Genomic DNA, 14,897 nt, shown 5'->3' with positions numbered 1-14,897 from the left:
ATCAACTTGTTAAAAAACAAGGAAGGCATATATGTTTGGTGCAGAACTGGTTATTGTCCTGCTGGCGATTTATCTCGGCGCCCGGCTTGGCGGCATCGGTATCGGCTTTGCCGGTGGCCTTGGCGTCCTTGTCCTGACGCTTATTTTTCAAATTAAACCGGGTGCGATCCCCTTCGACGTTATTGAAATCATTATGGCGGTGATTGCCGCTATCGCCGCCATGCAGGTCGCCGGCGGGATGGATTACCTGGTCAGCCTCGCCGAACGGATGCTGCGCCGCCACCCGAAGTACATTACCTTCCTTGCCCCGCTGGTGACCTGGTTTATGACCGTGCTCGCTGGCACCGGCCATACCGCCTTCTCCACGCTGCCGGTGATCACCGAAGTTGCCAAGGAGCAAGGCATTCGTCCGTCTCGTCCACTGTCGATTGCGGTGGTGGCCTCCCAGATAGCGATCACCGCCTCGCCCATTTCCGCCGCAGTGGTCTTTTTCGCTGGTATCCTTGAACCGCTGGGCGTTAGCTATTTGACGCTGCTGGCCATCTGTATTCCGGTCACGCTGCTGGCGGTGATGCTCACCGCTATCGTCTGCAACTTCCTCGGCTGCGAACTGAAAGACGATCCGGTTTACCTGGAGCGGCTGGCCAAGGGGGAAGTCAGACTGCGCGGCAGCCAGGTATTTGAGCTGCAGCCGCACGCCAAACGTTCCGTTCTGCTGTTTTTGATCGGCATCGTGGCGGTAATGTTCTACGCCACGGCCATCAGCGATACCGTCGGCCTGATTAAGAACCCGGTGCTGCCGCGTAACGAGGCGATCGTGGTATTTATGCTGACCATCGCCACCCTGATTAGCATCACCTGTAAAATCGACACCGGCGAAGTGCTCAACGCCAGCACCTTTAAGTCCGGGATGAGCGCCTGCGTCTGCGTCCTCGGCGTCGCCTGGCTGGGAGATACCTTCGTTAAAGCGCATATCAGCGACATCCAGGCCGTGGCCGGCGATCTGCTGCATAATTACCCATGGCTGCTGGCGGTGGTACTGTTTTTCGCCGCCACGCTGCTCTACTCGCAGGCAGCCACCACCAAGGCGTTGATGCCTGCCGCGCTGCTGCTGGGCGTTAGCCCGCTGACGGCTATCGCCTCGTTTGCCGCGGTCTCGGCGCTGTTCGTTCTACCGACCTACCCAACCCTGCTGGCGGCGGTAGAGATGGACGACACCGGCTCAACCCGCATTGGTAAATATGTCTTTAACCACGCCTTCCTGATCCCCGGCGTTATCGCTATCACGCTGTGCGTGATCCTTGGCTTTATCTTTGGCGGGATTATGCTGTAAATACCGCTGGCGGCGGGCCCACTACGGGCCCGCCTTCCGTTGCCCTCACTTTCCCCGCTCGTTACGCTAATATCCCCGCATCTTGCGTGTTATAGTGCCTCTTTTCGCTGATACGAGGTTCATGATGACTACGCCTGATGCTGTTGTTGTGCTCTGTACCGCGCCGGACGAAGCGACCGCCCAGGATCTGGCGGCAAAAGCGCTGGCGGAAAAGGTGGCAGCCTGCGCTACGCTGCTGCCGGGAGCCACCTCTCTGTATTACTGGGAAGGGAAACTCGAGCAGGAGTATGAAGTGCAGATGCTACTCAAAACTGACCTTGCCCATCAGCAGGCGCTGCTGGATTGCCTGAAGTCACACCACCCGTATCAAACCCCAGAACTGCTGGTTCTACCCGTCACGCATGGAGACAACGATTACCTCTCATGGCTTACCGCATCATTACGCTGATCCTGCTGCTGTGCAGCACATCAGCCACCGCCGGGTTATTCGACGCGCCGGGGCGCTCGAACTTCGTGCCTGCTGATCAAGCTTTCGCCTTTGACTTTCAGCAGCAACAGCATGACGTCAACCTGAGCTGGCAAATCAAGGATGGTTATTATCTTTATCGTCAACAGTTTACCTTCAGCGCCGCCGGGGCGACGATCGACGAACCGGCGCTGCCGGCGGGAGAGTGGCATGAAGATGAGTTTTACGGCAAAAGCGAGATCTTTCGCCAACGCCTGACCGTGCCGGTGACGGTGAAGGAGGCGGACAAAGAGGCTACTCTCACCGTCACCTGGCAGGGCTGCGCCGATGCCGGATTCTGTTATCCGCCGGAGACTAAAGTGATCCCGCTGAGCGCCGTGCGGGCGGCCTCAAACGACGCTCAGCCAACCGCCGCCGCGCCCGTGTCGTCGCTGAACCATCGCCCGGCCTTCAATCCGCCGCTGCCAGTTGAACCGCGCCCGATGGAGGAGAACGCCGTGCCGCAGGCGCCTGCCATGGCGCCGCCAGCAGACGTCCCCGCTCGTCTGCCCTTCACCGCCCTGTGGGCGCTGCTGATTGGCATTGGTATCGCCTTCACCCCCTGCGTGCTGCCGATGTACCCGCTGATTTCGGGCATCGTGCTGGGCGGAAAACAGCGGCTTTCCACCGTGCGCGCCCTGCTGCTGGCCTTTATTTACGTCCAGGGGATGGCCCTGACCTATACCGCGCTGGGGTTGGTGGTAGCCGCCGCCGGGCTGCAGTTCCAGGCAGCCCTGCAGCACCCATATGTCCTGGTCGGCCTGTCGGCGGTGTTTATACTGCTGGCGCTCTCCATGTTCGGCCTGTTCACGCTGCAGCTGCCGTCGTCGCTGCAGACCCGGCTGACGCTGCTCAGCAATAAGCGCCAGGGCGGCTCGCCCGGCGGGGTCTTTGCGATGGGCGCTATTGCCGGGCTGATCTGCTCCCCCTGCACCACCGCGCCGCTAAGCGCCATTCTGTTGTATATCGCCCAGAGCGGTAATCTGTGGCTGGGCGGCGGCACGCTGTACCTTTACGCGCTGGGCATGGGTCTGCCGTTGATCCTTGTGACCGTGTTTGGCAATCGCCTGCTGCCGAAAAGCGGCCCGTGGATGAGCCATGTGAAAACCGCCTTCGGGTTTGTGATCCTTGCCCTGCCCGTCTTCCTGCTGGAACGCATATTCGGCGACCAGTGGGGGTTACGGCTGTGGTCAATGCTCGGTGTCGCCTTCTTCAGCTGGGCGTTTATCACCTCGCTGGGCGCTACCCGGCCGTGGATGCGGCTGGTACAGATCATTCTGCTTGCCGCCGCGCTGGTCAGCGCGCGGCCTCTGCAGGACTGGGCGTTTGGCGCCCCGGCGGTCGAGCAGCAGGCGCACCTGGCCTTCACCCGCGTCAGCTCGGTGGCCGAGCTTGACCAGGCGCTGGCGCAGGCGAAAGGTCAACCGGTGATGCTCGATCTCTACGCCGACTGGTGCGTGGCCTGCAAAGAGTTTGAAAAATACACCTTTAGTTCACCTGACGTGCAGCAGGCGCTGAAAGGCACCGTGTTATTACAGGTTGATGTGACGAAGAACAGCCCGCAAGACGTCGCGCTGCTGAAACACCTGCAGGTGCTGGGTCTGCCGACGATCCTGTTCTTCAACGCTGAGGGTCAGGAACAGCGTGAGCGGCGAGTCACCGGCTTTATGGATGCCGCGGCATTCAGCGCCCATTTGCGCGATTGGCAAGCGTGAGCGACACTTTAGGAGGAAAGATGGAGGAGAACACCGTGCTACGTGAAGACGTCCTGGCAGAAGCCATTAAGATTCTTGAAATTGAAGGTATCGCCAACACGTCGCTGGAGATGGTCGCTGAGCGCGTGTCCTGCCCGACGAGCGACCTGAAACGCTTCTGGCCTGACCGCGAAGCGCTGCTGTACGACGCGCTTCGCTATCTGAGCCAGCAGGTGGATGCCTGGCGTCGTCAGCTCCTGCTGGACGAGACCTTAAGCGCAGAGCAAAAGCTGCTGGCACGCTATGCCGCACTCACCACCTGCGTAAGCAACCAGCGGTACCCGGGCTGCCTGTTTATCGCCGCCTGCACCTTCTACCCGGATCCTCAGCACCCCATTCACCAGCTGGCGGAACAGCAGAAGCAGGCTTCGCTGGCCTACACTCACGAGCTGCTGACTCAGCTGGAGGTGGATGACCCGGAAATGGTCGCCAAGCAGATGGAGCTGATTGTCGAGGGCTGTCTGAGCCGTCTGCTGGTCAAACGTAGCCAGACGGATGTGGATACCGCCCGGCGGCTGGCTGAAGATATTCTACGCTTCGCCCAGTGCCGTATGGGCGGCGCCTTGACCTGATTCTGATATCCTAACCGCCACGTCGCGCCTATAATTTCCCCCTCACTGATTGCTGACAGGGATTGATATGCGCGCGTTCTTCTGGGCTGCCTGGCTGGGCCTCTGCTCTACGCCCCTGCTGGCGGCTCCCCTGCAAGGTTTTTCCTTTGCACAAAAAGACTGGGAGCTCGCCTGCGATAATACCGGCGCCTGCCGGGCGGCGGGTTACGGCGTCCGCATGGGTGAGGTCAGCGTGCTGTTGACCCGCAACGCGGGCAGCGAACAGCACCTCACCGCCACGGTAACCTTTGCGCAAATCGAGCACGATATCCCCGCCGACTCCACCGCCAGCCTGCTGATCGACGACCGGGATTTTGGCGCGCTGGACGCTCTCGACGACAGCCACTTTCGCCTCGACAGCGATCAGACCACCGCCCTGCTACAGGCGTTAACGAATCAGCGCAAAATCGAATTCACCCTTAACGGCCAGCACCTGCCGCTTTCCAGCGCCGGCAGCCGCGAGGTGCTGGGTAAAATGGATGCGTTTCAGCGACGCACCGGCACCGCCGATGCGCTGCTGGATAAAGGCGATGCCGGCGACGATGCCATTTTGCCAGCCACTCCCGCCCCGGAAATTATCGCCGCCCCGGTTCTCCATAACGCGCAGCCAGTGCCGTTGAGTATGCTTCAGCGCCAGAAACTGCTGCCCATCCTGACGCCGCTGCTGAACCAGCGCTGCGACGACTGGCAGAATCAGGCCATTCCGGCGGCAGATCGCCAGATCACGCTGACCGCGCTGGATAAAACCCATTCTCTGGCTCAGGCGCTCTGCTGGCGAGCGCCCTATAACGACGGTTACGCCCTGTGGCTGGTCGATAACGCCCAGTTGAGCAAACCGCGGCTGCTCACTACCGAGGCCTCCAGCTACGCCGACGGCGCTATCGTCTTTTTGCACAAAGAACGGGGCATGGCCGACTGCGTCACCGGCGAGACGCGCGTTTGGGATGGTAAAACCTTTACCCCCAGCCTGAAGTACAGCACCGGTATGTGTCGGGAAATCACCCCGGGTGGCACCTGGATGCTGCCGACCTTTGTCAGCCAGGTGATCCCCAGGCAGCAGAAAGAGGCGGATAACCTGGCTCTGCGCACGTTGTATTACGCAGTGTTGAAAGCGCAAAAAAGCGATCCAGAATTGTCTCTGAATAAGGTCGCCGAGCAGTTTCCGTTAACCGGCCATATTACCGACTTCACGCTCACTTACGCCGACGATACGCTGATCACGACCAGTAAACCGTCCCCGGATATCAGCGATGATGAGTGGCAGGCGTTTCTGCGCTCCTCGATTAGCGCGGATTCAGAAAACGGCAAAGTCAGCTTTACCCTTATCGACCTCGACGGCGACGGCAAACGCGACCTGATCATCGACAGCTACGTGGGCGGCACCGGGCTCTTCAGCTACACCGGGGTGCTCAAGCGAGGTGATGATGATTTTGCCGCCGTCAACGGCAGCGACAGTGATAATGGTGATGATTTCGATGCCGGGGTGCCCGGCGCCCTCTTTTCCATTAATGGCCGCGGGGCTAACCAGTGGAACCACTGGGTCAAAATCAACGGCCAGGTGTATGCCCTGTGGTACAACGGCCAGTTTGGCGAAGATAACCTCTACCTGCTACGCCCGTTCAGCACCACCAGCCAGACGCCCGCGGTGACGGTTCGCTATCGCTATACGCTGAACAGCATCCGCTCCCCGGAGAAAGATCAGCCGCTGACCCCCAGCCTGAGCGACGGCGATAAAGCGGACCTGCTGCGCTCGCTGGAGGTAATGCAGGGCAGCCTGCTGAAAGACAGACCCGCCAGCGACAACGACGCGCCGATCTGCCCCATCCCGCCGGGCACCTCCTCTGACGAGGCGGATAACTACTACAGCGGCGTCGCCGTTAACTATATCTATGAGACGGTGGCCTATATTCCGGTCTGGCTGAACGGGAAGTGTTATATCGGCACCATTTTCAGCCATCATGGCGCCTATCGCCACGGCGTGGATGCGGAAATTACCCTGAGCTCGCCGCGTGAGGACGAGGAGGTCATTGGCGATTATCTCATCTCCGGACTACGCCACGTTATCGCCATTACCAGCGGCTGGAAAACCCGCGAGGGCGATAACGGCATGCAGTGAAGTTAAGCCAAAACACGCCTTTGAACGCAGAATTGCCGCAAAGATAAGCAATCGATAAGTAATTTAAGAAATTTGGTTGACGGGGTGGGCGGATTACGGTTTAATGCGCCCCGTTGCCCGGATAGCTCAGTCGGTAGAGCAGGGGATTGAAAATCCCCGTGTCCTTGGTTCGATTCCGAGTCCGGGCACCACTATTTAAAGAACCCGCCCAAAAGGCGGGTTTTTGCTTTTCTGCATCCGGACTCTTCATCGAACTCCGTTCTATCACCCGCTGCCCGGCGGCGCTGCGCTTGCGCGGGCCTACGCTGTTTGAACCAGCAGAGGACTCGTAGGCCGGATAAGGCATTTATGCCGCCATCCGGCACAACCGCGGGTACGGTGTCTGATGTGTATCGCCCGGCGGCGCTGCGCTTGCGCGGGCCTACGCTGTTTGAACCTGTGGAGGACCCGCAGGCCGGATAAGGCGAAGCCGTCAGGCAAACGTCGTGAAGAAAGGCATTACTCGGCGGCCGTTTTCCCTTTGCCGGGCAGCCTGAATGCTTCGCCATAGGGCTTCGCAATGCCCATACGATATTGAGTCTCTTTCGCCGCCTGGTGGAGGTCGGCAAACTCCTCTTTCGGCGCCGGCGGACGTTGCGCCTTTTTCAGACACTGATTGCGATGGTGACGGATCCACTCTCGGTCCTCATCGTCCAGACAACGCTGCATCACCTCAATCCATCTGGATGCCGCCCGACGGTAGAGCCCGCATGCCTCTAACCGCTCAGCAATACTGTCCCTTATTCTCATCCACCTCGCTCCTCTGATGCTTTCACGATATCTCATGGTATTCCGACGCGTGAGTCGGAATACCATGGTAGTGTTAATTTATGACAAAACTATTCCTGTGCGGCGCAAGGAATATATTCATTATAATAATCGCTGTGCATAGCAAACCGCATTGGCGGTAAATACTTCCAAAGAGCTCCGGAATTATATGCCGAATGCCATCATCGATACCGCCGGGTATCGACGGTTGTACCTATCAATATCTATTTAATTTATTAGATTTTCGTCAACAAATACCTTGCGATAACATCCATTCTCTGTACAGCGAAGCTTCATAACGAACGTTCGGTCTGCTCCAGCAGCTTATTTCGAAAGATAAATAAGCAAGCTTCATTAAAATTATCTAACCCCAACCGCTCATAAAGCGCAGTACGCTTGCGGTAAAGGCTTTTTAGTGACGTATTGAGATTGACGGCCACCTCCTCCATGGTCATCCCCGCCATGAGTAAACGTAACATTAACTGTTCAGACAAACTTAAGCGCAGATCGTCAAACCACTCTTTGGTCAGACGCTTGCTATTCATCTCCAGAAAAAGACCAAATAATGTCGCCATATCCGCGGGTGATAATGACATGTTTAAAAACGATTTCAGGCTCAGTAAATGCTCTTCCCGATGGCGCATATCGAGGACGATACAACATATTCGCTTTCTGGATTTCGCCGCTGCCAGCACGAGATAATCGTAATGGCAAAGCGGCGAGCGGCTATCAACCAGCAGAGAGACTTCATCAACCTCATTATCTAAAATCGCTTTTCCGCTAGAATCTAACTGAATGATATCAGGAAAAAAATTCTTAACACCTTGAAAAAGATAGTAATCCTGGGTAACCAATATCATTAAAGTTGCCACAAATCGTCCCTTTAACATTTAATCAACAAATTCTCGTCAACCAGACGTTTTCCCTCCCCCTATGGAACGCTTCGCATGGCGGTGAAAATAACGAGACCTGTGATTTATCATTAGCGCGGCATCTGAATCTGGCTGTGAAAACCCTCCTTGCGTTCTGACAGGAAATAAACAGATTGATTATAAATAAAAAAAATCCACAGAAAAGATGCTTTTTTTGCTATTGAGAATTTTTGTCAGAAATCATCTTAAATATTGCCTAAAAAACTCTAACCCCAACTAAATATAAGTCACACCGCCATTTTGAAACAAAATTCCACCTGACTTTCTTTTTTATTTATATCAGTAGGTTAAAGAAATCAACTTGAACACTTCCGTTCGAATGAAGTCGATTTTACAGAATTATCTTAAAACGCAGACCATAATTTATCCATATTTATCGGTTGCCGTATCGGGTATAAATTACCCATTCATTTATCAACAGGAGATATGTTTATTAGTTTGCAATAGGTCATTCACCTGCAGTGCCAGTCAGCTAAATGGGACCATCCTCATCCTTTAACTCACCGTCAAAGGACGGTCGTGTTGTGCAATGGATTCTTGATGAACATATGGCAAATAGAAATGGAAAGATCACCTTATTCAAATACGTTATTGTTTAATCGCAACACGAAACTCTCGCTATCAATCGGCTTGCTTTTGCTCTTCCCGGCGCTGGTTCAGGGAGCGGATTCGCTCTATGACCAGCAAATCTTGCAAGCGCGCCAAGGCCAGTACGCCCCCTTTCTCAGTTACCTTCAGCAGTACCAGCTGCGGCATGCCTTAACCCCTTCTCAGGTGGCGGACTGGCTGCAGGTGGCCCTCTGGGCCGGTCAGGACGATGAAGTGGTGAAAGTCTGGCGACGCTACCAGGTCTATATGCCGATTCCCGCACGGGGCACCGCCGCCGCGGCGCAGGCCCTGCGCAACCAGAAGCAGTGGCAAACCTCGCTCACCCTCTGGCAGCAGGCACTCAGCCAGGCCCCTGGCAGCGACGACTATCGTATCGGCTATATCAAAACGCTCGCCGATGCCCGCAAGGACGGCGAGGCGCTCAGCGAAGCGCGTCGCCTGGTGGCGGAGCAGGCGAGCGTTGCGCACCTGCAGACGCTCTCCTATGTCTACCTGCGGTTGGGCAAAAGCTGGGACCAGCTGTTGGTGGACACGCAGATCCTCGATCGTGAACCGCAAAACAAAACTGCGCTGGCCAGCCTGATGGCGACCCTGACCCGCAACCGGATTGATTCCCCTGCTCTCGGCCTGGCGAATAGCGTCGAACTGACGCCTGCGGAAAAGCGTAACTTGCAGCTGAACGCCGCCGCCGAACTGGTGCGCCTTGCCGATACCCCTTCCCGCGAAGAAAAGGCGCGTTACGCGCTGTCCCGCACGGCGCTCACGCAGTATGACGCGATGATCGCCGCCTGGCACCCCGACCCACAGGCTGCGCCCGACATCATCCGGGCGCGTATTGATCGTCTGGGCGCACTGTACGCCAGCGCCGAGTACGCGCAGGTCATCCGCGAATACCAAAGCCTGATCGCCCAGCAGCAGACCGTTCCCGACTGGGCCATCGGCTGGGTCATCTCCTCTTTTATCGCCCTTAAGCAAATTGAGCCTGCGCTGACGCTTATCCACCAGCATCCTTCGTGGCTGACAAGCCAACAGAATGAGGAACACGAGCTTTTCTACGCTCTGCTGGACACCGGTCAGTACCCGGAGGCGCAACGGTATGTCGCCCGCCTCACCAGGAATGCGCCCTACATCCGTCGTCTCTACGGCTCGCCAACGCCGCAGCCGAACGACGACTGGCTCACCGCACAGTCGCTTAACGTGCACTATTTAGCGGCTACCAACGACCTGCCGCAGGCCGAAGCCCGAATGCAGCGCCTGGCGGCGACGGCCCCTGGAAACCAGGGCCTGCAGATAGACTATGCCGCCCTTCTGCAGGAGAGAGGATTGCCACGGGCAGCCGAACGCCAGCTAAAAGCGGCGGAATCTCTGGAACCCGCCAGCCTGCAGCTGGAGCGCCAGCAGGCCTGGGTCGCCCTCGATCTGCAGGAGTGGCGGCAAATGGATCTGCTGGCTGACGACGTCGTCGCCCGCTCGCCACGGGATCTGAACACCCAGCGCCTGGCCAGAGCGCGCGAGATCCATCATCTCTCCGAGCTGCGCCTGAGCGTTGGCAAAGGGCTGCATTCCGACAACCCGGTGAGCGGCACGCACGACCTCAGTTTTGAGACGGCGATCTACAGCCCGCCGCTAGCCGACAGCTGGCGGTTGTTCGGCGGGCACCGCTTCGCTGAAGGCAATTTTGAAGAGGGGAAAGGCAGCCGTCGCCAGCTGTTTGCCGGTATTGAATGGCGTCCGCGCGACTACTGGGGCGAGCTTGAGCTCTCCAGCGTCAATTTTCACGGCGAGAACAAGCCCGGCGTCCGCCTTTCCGCCGCCCATGACGTTAGCGATCGCTGGCAGCTGGGCGGCGAACTGGAGCGGATTTCGCAGCAGACGCCGCTGCGCGCGTTACGCAACGGCGTCAGCGCCAACCGCGGCGAAGGCTGGCTGCGCTGGTCTCCAAACGAACGCCGGGAGTACCGCTTCAGCGCGGCCGCCAGCCGGTTTACCGATCGCAACCGCCGCCAGGAGTACACCCTCTCCGGTAAAGAACGCCTCTGGCAAACCCCATGGTTAACGCTGGATTTGCAGCCCGGTCTGTCGGCCAGCGCCAATAGCCGCACCGACACCGCCTACTACAGTCCGGCACGGGACCTCGCCGCCACCGCGGCGCTGGCCGTCGATCACACGCTTTACCAGCGCTATGACACCGTCTGGAGCCAGCAGTTACTGGCCGGCGGCGGCAGCTACTGGCAAAAAAATCACGCCGCCGGGGCGATCACGGTGCTGGGTTACGGGCAGCGCCTGCGCTGGAACAACGTCGTCGACACCGGGGTGATGCTGAACTGGGATAAGCGCCCCTACGACGGCAAACGTGAAAACAACCTCGCCATCACTCTTGATGCAAATATACGGTTTTAAGGATGACCATGCTGAACACGACCCTGCGCAACGGCCTGATGCTTCTCATCTGGCTGTGCCTTATCTTCAGCGTGCGTGCTGAGGAAGTCCCCTTCCTCGCCCCGCAGCAGCGCCCCCAACTGGAGGCCAATCAACCCTGGCCGGCGGATCGCTTTATGGTGCTGGCCTACCATGACGTCGAAGACGATGCCGCCGACCAGCGTTATCTTTCGGTGCGCACCAGCGCACTCAATGAGCAGATCGCCTGGCTGCTGCATAACGGCTACCATGCGATTAGCGTTCAGGACATTCTCGATGCACATTATGGCTTAAAGTCGCTGCCGCCCAAGGCTTTTCTCCTCAGTTTTGACGATGGTTACAGCAGCTTTTACACCCGCGTATGGCCGCTGCTTAAAGCCTGGAACGTCCCGGCGCTGTGGGCGCCGGTGGGCAGCTGGGTGGACACTCCCGCTGGTCAGCCCGTTAATTTTGGCGGCCTGATGACGCCGCGCGAGCGCTTCGCTACCTGGGAGATGGTGCGCGAGCTCAGCCGCTCGCCGCTGGTGGAGATCGGCGCTCACACCTGGGCCTCGCACTACGGTCTGCCGGCCAATCCGCAGGGCAGCCGCGAGCCTGCCGCCGCCAACCGCGGCTGGGATAAAACCACCGGCCGCTATGAAAGCGACGCGCAGTTTACCCGGCGAATGACCGATGACGTGCAGAAAGTAACGGCGAAAATCCATGAGGTTGCCGGGAAAACGCCGCGCGCCTGGGTGTGGCCCTACGGCGCCGCCAGCGGCAGCACCCTGGCCATCGCCAAACAGCAAGGGTATCAGCTGGCGTTTACGCTGAACGACGGCCTGGGCAACGTGAAGGATCTGGACAATATTCCACGCCTGCTGATCGCCGGTAACCCGTCGCTCAAGGCCTTTGCCAGCGCCGTGACCCAGATTCAGGAAGCCGATCCTGTTCGGGTGATGCATGTGGATATGGACTATGTCTATGACCCCAATCCCGTCCAGCAGGCGAAGAATATCGATAAGCTGGTGCAGCGCGTCTATGACATGAAAATCAGCCATGTCTTTCTGCAGGCCTTTTCCGACCCGCAGGGCGACGGCACGGTCAAGTCGCTCTATTTCCCCAACCGCTGGCTGCCGATGCGCGCCGACCTGTTTAACTTCGTCTCCTGGCAGTTGCAGACCCGCGGCAATGTGAAGGTTTATGCCTGGATGCCGGTGCTGGCCTTCGATCTTGCCTCAGATCTGCCGCGCGTTCAGCGCTGGGATCCGCAAACCGGGAAGGCGTTACTTGCCCGCCAGCCGTACGTCCGTCTGTCGCCCTGGGATCCCCGGGTTCGCCAGCAGATCACCGACATCTACGAAGATCTGGCCCGACACGCCAGCTTCAGCGGGATTCTGTTTCACGACGACGCCGTGCTGACCGATTTTGAAGACGTGAGCCCGGAGGCGGTCGCCGCCTGGCGGCAGACGGGTCTGGGGCACGATGCCGCCCCGGTGCCCCAACGTCCGCAAGAGCGCCAGGCATGGATGCGTTTCAAAAGCCAAACCCTGACCCGCTTCACTCTGGATCTACGCCAGGCAGTGCAGGCCATCCGCGGCCCGCAGGTGAAAACGGCGCGTAATCTCTTCGCCCTGCCGATCCTGGAGCCGCAAAGCGAAGCCTGGTTTGCGCAGAATCTGGATGACTTCCTTGCCGCCTATGACTGGACGGTCCCCATGGCGATGCCGCTGATGGAGTCCGTGCCGATCGACGCCAGCCAGGCCTGGCTGACGCGGCTGGTGCAGGCCGTCGCCCGCCACCCGGGTGCGCTGAAGAAAACCATCTTTGAACTGCAGGCCAGAGACTGGAATCGACGCCAGCAAAACGCCATTCCCGACCAGCAGCTGGCGGACTGGATGCGTTTGCTGCGGCTGAACGGCGTCAAAAACTACGGCTACTACCCTGACGATTTTATTAACAACCAGCCTGATATCTCTCGTATCAGGCCGCAATTTTCTTCCTGGTGGTACCCTGACCATGACTGATCGCATTATCGCATTGTGCATTTTATGCCTCGTATTCGGGCTGCCGTTAGGTGTCGCAGCGGTATTTACCGGCGAGCTTATCCTCGACTTTGTCTTTTTCTGGCCGCTGTTTATGTCAGTGTTGTGGATCACCGGGGGTCTCTACTTCTGGTTTCAGCTGGAACGTCACTGGCCGTGGGGGGAGGATACCCCGCCGCCGACGCTGCCGGGCAATCCACTGATCTCGATCCTGATCCCCTGCTTTAACGAGGAGAAAAACGCCCGGGAAACCATCAGCGCAGCGCTGGCCCAGCGTTACGCCAACCTTGAAGTGATCGCGATTAACGACGGCTCTTCGGACAACACCGCCCAGGTGCTCCAGCAGCTGGCGCAGGAGGAGCCGAGGCTGCGGGTGATCCATCTGGCCGCCAATCAGGGAAAAGCGGTGGCGCTCAAAGCGGGCGCCGCCGCCGCCCGCGGCGATCTGCTGGTCTGCATCGATGGCGACGCCCTGCTGGACCGGGATACCGCGGCCTGGCTGGTCGCGCCGTTGATCCATTATCCGCACGTCGGGGCGGTCACCGGCAATCCGCGGATCCGCACCCGATCCACGCTGATCGGCCGCATTCAGGTTGGGGAGTTCTCGTCGATCATTGGGCTTATCAAACGGACGCAGCGGATCTATGGCCGGGTCTTTACCGTCTCCGGCGTAATCGCCGCCTTCCGGCGCCAGGCACTGGCGGACGTCGGCTACTGGAGCCCGGATATGATCACTGAAGATATTGATATCAGCTGGAAGCTTCAGCTCCGCCACTGGGACATCTTTTTCGAGCCGCGAGCGCTGTGCTGGATCCTGATGCCGGAGACCCTCAAAGGGTTATGGAAGCAGCGTCTGCGCTGGGCCCAGGGCGGCGCCGAAGTCTTTCTGGTCAATCTGCGCCGCCTGTTTCACTGGCAGCATCACCGGATGTGGCCGCTGTTTCTGGAGTATGCCTGCTCCACGCTGTGGGCCTTTGCCTACGCGATCACCATTCTGCTGTTTATCCTCAGCCGCCTGATGCCGCTGCCTGACAATCTGGCGGTGCATAGCCTGTTTCCACCGGAATTCACCGGCATGCTGCTCGGCCTGATGTGCCTGCTGCAGTTCGTCGCCAGTCTGTATATCGAGCGGCGCTATGAGAAAAAGGTCGCCAAATCGCTGTTCTGGGTGATCTGGTTCCCGATGGTCTACTGGATGATCGGCCTGCTGACCACGCTGGTCGCTTTTCCGAAAGTGATGGTGAAACGTCAACGTTCCCGCGCGCGCTGGGTGAGTCCGGACCGGGGAAAAGGAAGCCTGTGATGAATGAAAATACGCTCATCTTAACCGAACATCGGGTGCTGCCCCGGCTGGTCGACGCCGGCTTAACGCTGCTGGCCTGGCTCGGTTTTCTGTTCTTTCTGTACGCCAATTTGCTGATGCAGTTCATCGCGCCGCCCTCTCCGCGCTGGGAATCGCTGATGGACTCCCTGAATACGGCGCTGGTGTATCTGCTGATTGCCGCGCTGAACGGCTGGCTGTTGATCCTCTGGTATCACTACAACCGGCGCCGCGCCCGTACCCGGCGTCATACCGCGGTGCTCGCTCTGCGCGACGATGAGCTGGCGAGCAGCTTTAACGTCGCGCCACAGATTATCTCGGAGATGAGCCGCTATAATTTGCTCACCGTTTACCACGATCAAATCGGGCAGATTATTGATTTAAAAAGCCACGCGTTACCGCCGCCGCAGGAAGAGAGCGATGACGCATGAGAGCAAGGCCGCCGTCGGCGGCCTGGACAGGTAATA

12 protein-coding genes and 1 tRNA gene are annotated in these 14,897 nt (G+C 58.5%); 11 read left to right on the top strand and 2 right to left on the bottom strand.

Going from position 1 to position 14,897, the window contains the following annotated elements:
• Positions 1–31 precede the first annotated feature (31 nt).
• From BHE81_RS24690 to BHE81_RS24665, 6 genes are all read left to right on the top strand, one after another.
• Entirely contained in the window at positions 32–1,333 is a 1,302-nt protein-coding gene (locus BHE81_RS24690; RefSeq protein WP_149888842.1) for an anaerobic C4-dicarboxylate transporter, read from the top strand.
• Positions 1,334–1,457: 124 nt separating this feature from the next.
• On the top strand, positions 1,458–1,781 hold the full coding sequence (gene cutA / locus BHE81_RS24685) for a divalent cation tolerance protein CutA (RefSeq protein WP_002885422.1): 324 nt from the start codon (positions 1,458–1,460) through the stop codon (positions 1,779–1,781).
• The gene (locus BHE81_RS24680) at positions 1,757–3,553 is read left to right on the top strand and encodes a protein-disulfide reductase DsbD (protein ID WP_023343010.1); all 1,797 of its coding nucleotides are present in this window, start codon (positions 1,757–1,759) and stop codon (positions 3,551–3,553) included. The genes cutA and BHE81_RS24680 overlap by 25 nt, the downstream gene beginning before the upstream one ends.
• Before the next feature lie 35 nt (positions 3,554–3,588).
• On the top strand, positions 3,589–4,164 hold the full coding sequence (locus BHE81_RS24675; RefSeq protein ID WP_004218175.1) for a transcriptional regulator: 576 nt from the start codon (positions 3,589–3,591) through the stop codon (positions 4,162–4,164).
• Between the two features lie 67 nt (positions 4,165–4,231).
• The gene (locus tag BHE81_RS24670; protein ID WP_023317427.1) at positions 4,232–6,319 is read left to right on the top strand and encodes a DUF1176 domain-containing protein; all 2,088 of its coding nucleotides are present in this window, start codon (positions 4,232–4,234) and stop codon (positions 6,317–6,319) included.
• A gap of 115 nt (positions 6,320–6,434) precedes the next feature.
• A tRNA-Phe gene (locus BHE81_RS24665) sits at positions 6,435–6,510 on the top strand.
• Positions 6,511–6,817: 307 nt separating this feature from the next.
• On the opposite strand, the gene BHE81_RS24655 is transcribed toward BHE81_RS24665, so the two are convergent.
• Complete coding sequence (locus BHE81_RS24655; RefSeq protein WP_004153693.1) at positions 6,818–7,108, bottom strand: PerC family transcriptional regulator; 291 nt, start codon at positions 7,106–7,108, stop codon at positions 6,818–6,820.
• A 194-nt stretch (positions 7,109–7,302) separates the two neighbouring features.
• Between BHE81_RS24655 and BHE81_RS28395 the strand changes: the two genes are divergently transcribed.
• Positions 7,303–7,425 carry a hypothetical protein gene (locus BHE81_RS28395; RefSeq protein WP_004146686.1) on the top strand — a complete coding sequence of 41 codons (123 nt, stop codon included), beginning with the start codon at positions 7,303–7,305 and terminating at the stop codon, positions 7,423–7,425.
• On the opposite strand, the gene BHE81_RS24650 is transcribed toward BHE81_RS28395, so the two are convergent.
• Positions 7,420–7,986 carry a helix-turn-helix transcriptional regulator gene (locus BHE81_RS24650; RefSeq protein WP_002885396.1) on the bottom strand — a complete coding sequence of 189 codons (567 nt, stop codon included), beginning with the start codon at positions 7,984–7,986 and terminating at the stop codon, positions 7,420–7,422. The two genes, BHE81_RS28395 and BHE81_RS24650, sit on opposite strands and share 6 nt — an antisense overlap.
• Positions 7,987–8,619: 633 nt before the next feature.
• On the opposite strand from BHE81_RS24650, the gene pgaA reads away from it, so the two are divergent.
• The 4 genes from pgaA to pgaD are packed head-to-tail and all read left to right on the top strand — an operon-like array spanning position 8,620 to position 14,861.
• On the top strand, positions 8,620–11,067 hold the full coding sequence (pgaA, locus tag BHE81_RS24645) for a poly-beta-1,6 N-acetyl-D-glucosamine export porin PgaA (RefSeq protein WP_172622150.1): 2,448 nt from the start codon (positions 8,620–8,622) through the stop codon (positions 11,065–11,067).
• Positions 11,068–11,075: 8 nt separating this feature from the next.
• The gene (gene pgaB, locus BHE81_RS24640) at positions 11,076–13,091 is read left to right on the top strand and encodes a poly-beta-1,6-N-acetyl-D-glucosamine N-deacetylase PgaB (RefSeq protein ID WP_023302360.1); all 2,016 of its coding nucleotides are present in this window, start codon (positions 11,076–11,078) and stop codon (positions 13,089–13,091) included.
• Complete coding sequence (gene pgaC, locus BHE81_RS24635) at positions 13,084–14,412, top strand: poly-beta-1,6-N-acetyl-D-glucosamine synthase (RefSeq protein ID WP_002885393.1); 1,329 nt, start codon at positions 13,084–13,086, stop codon at positions 14,410–14,412. Before pgaB ends, pgaC begins: the two co-directional genes overlap by 8 nt.
• Positions 14,412–14,861: a poly-beta-1,6-N-acetyl-D-glucosamine biosynthesis protein PgaD gene (pgaD, locus tag BHE81_RS24630; protein WP_004177775.1), complete on the top strand. Its 450-nt coding sequence runs from the start codon at positions 14,412–14,414 to the stop codon at positions 14,859–14,861. Before pgaC ends, pgaD begins: the two co-directional genes overlap by 1 nt.
• Positions 14,862–14,897 lie beyond the last annotated feature (36 nt).

Origin of the sequence: Klebsiella sp. AqSCr, assembly GCF_008452795.1 — a bacterium.
In the GTDB taxonomy this organism is placed as follows: domain Bacteria; phylum Pseudomonadota; class Gammaproteobacteria; order Enterobacterales; family Enterobacteriaceae; genus Klebsiella; species Klebsiella pneumoniae.
Note: the sequence above shows the minus strand (reverse complement) of the source record. Positions and strands in the feature narration are given on the sequence as shown.

Bases quoted from the DNA above. Each gene is read 5' to 3' on its own strand.
- BHE81_RS24690 (WP_149888842.1), top strand. From the start codon at position 32: ATGTTTGGTGCAGAACTGGTTATTGTCCTGCTGGCGATTTATCTCGGC.
- cutA (WP_002885422.1), top strand. From the start codon at position 1,458: ATGACTACGCCTGATGCTGTTGTTGTGCTCTGTACCGCGCCGGACGAA.
- BHE81_RS24680 (WP_023343010.1), top strand. From the start codon at position 1,757: ATGGCTTACCGCATCATTACGCTGATCCTGCTGCTGTGCAGCACATCA.
- BHE81_RS24670 (WP_023317427.1), top strand. From the start codon at position 4,232: ATGCGCGCGTTCTTCTGGGCTGCCTGGCTGGGCCTCTGCTCTACGCCC.
- BHE81_RS24655 (WP_004153693.1), bottom strand. From the start codon at position 7,108: ATGAGAATAAGGGACAGTATTGCTGAGCGGTTAGAGGCATGCGGGCTC.
- BHE81_RS28395 (WP_004146686.1), top strand. From the start codon at position 7,303: ATGCCATCATCGATACCGCCGGGTATCGACGGTTGTACCTATCAATAT.
- BHE81_RS24650 (WP_002885396.1), bottom strand. From the start codon at position 7,986: ATGATATTGGTTACCCAGGATTACTATCTTTTTCAAGGTGTTAAGAAT.
- pgaA (WP_172622150.1), top strand. From the start codon at position 8,620: ATGGAAAGATCACCTTATTCAAATACGTTATTGTTTAATCGCAACACG.
- pgaB (WP_023302360.1), top strand. From the start codon at position 11,076: ATGCTGAACACGACCCTGCGCAACGGCCTGATGCTTCTCATCTGGCTG.
- pgaC (WP_002885393.1), top strand. From the start codon at position 13,084: ATGACTGATCGCATTATCGCATTGTGCATTTTATGCCTCGTATTCGGG.
- pgaD (WP_004177775.1), top strand. From the start codon at position 14,412: ATGAATGAAAATACGCTCATCTTAACCGAACATCGGGTGCTGCCCCGG.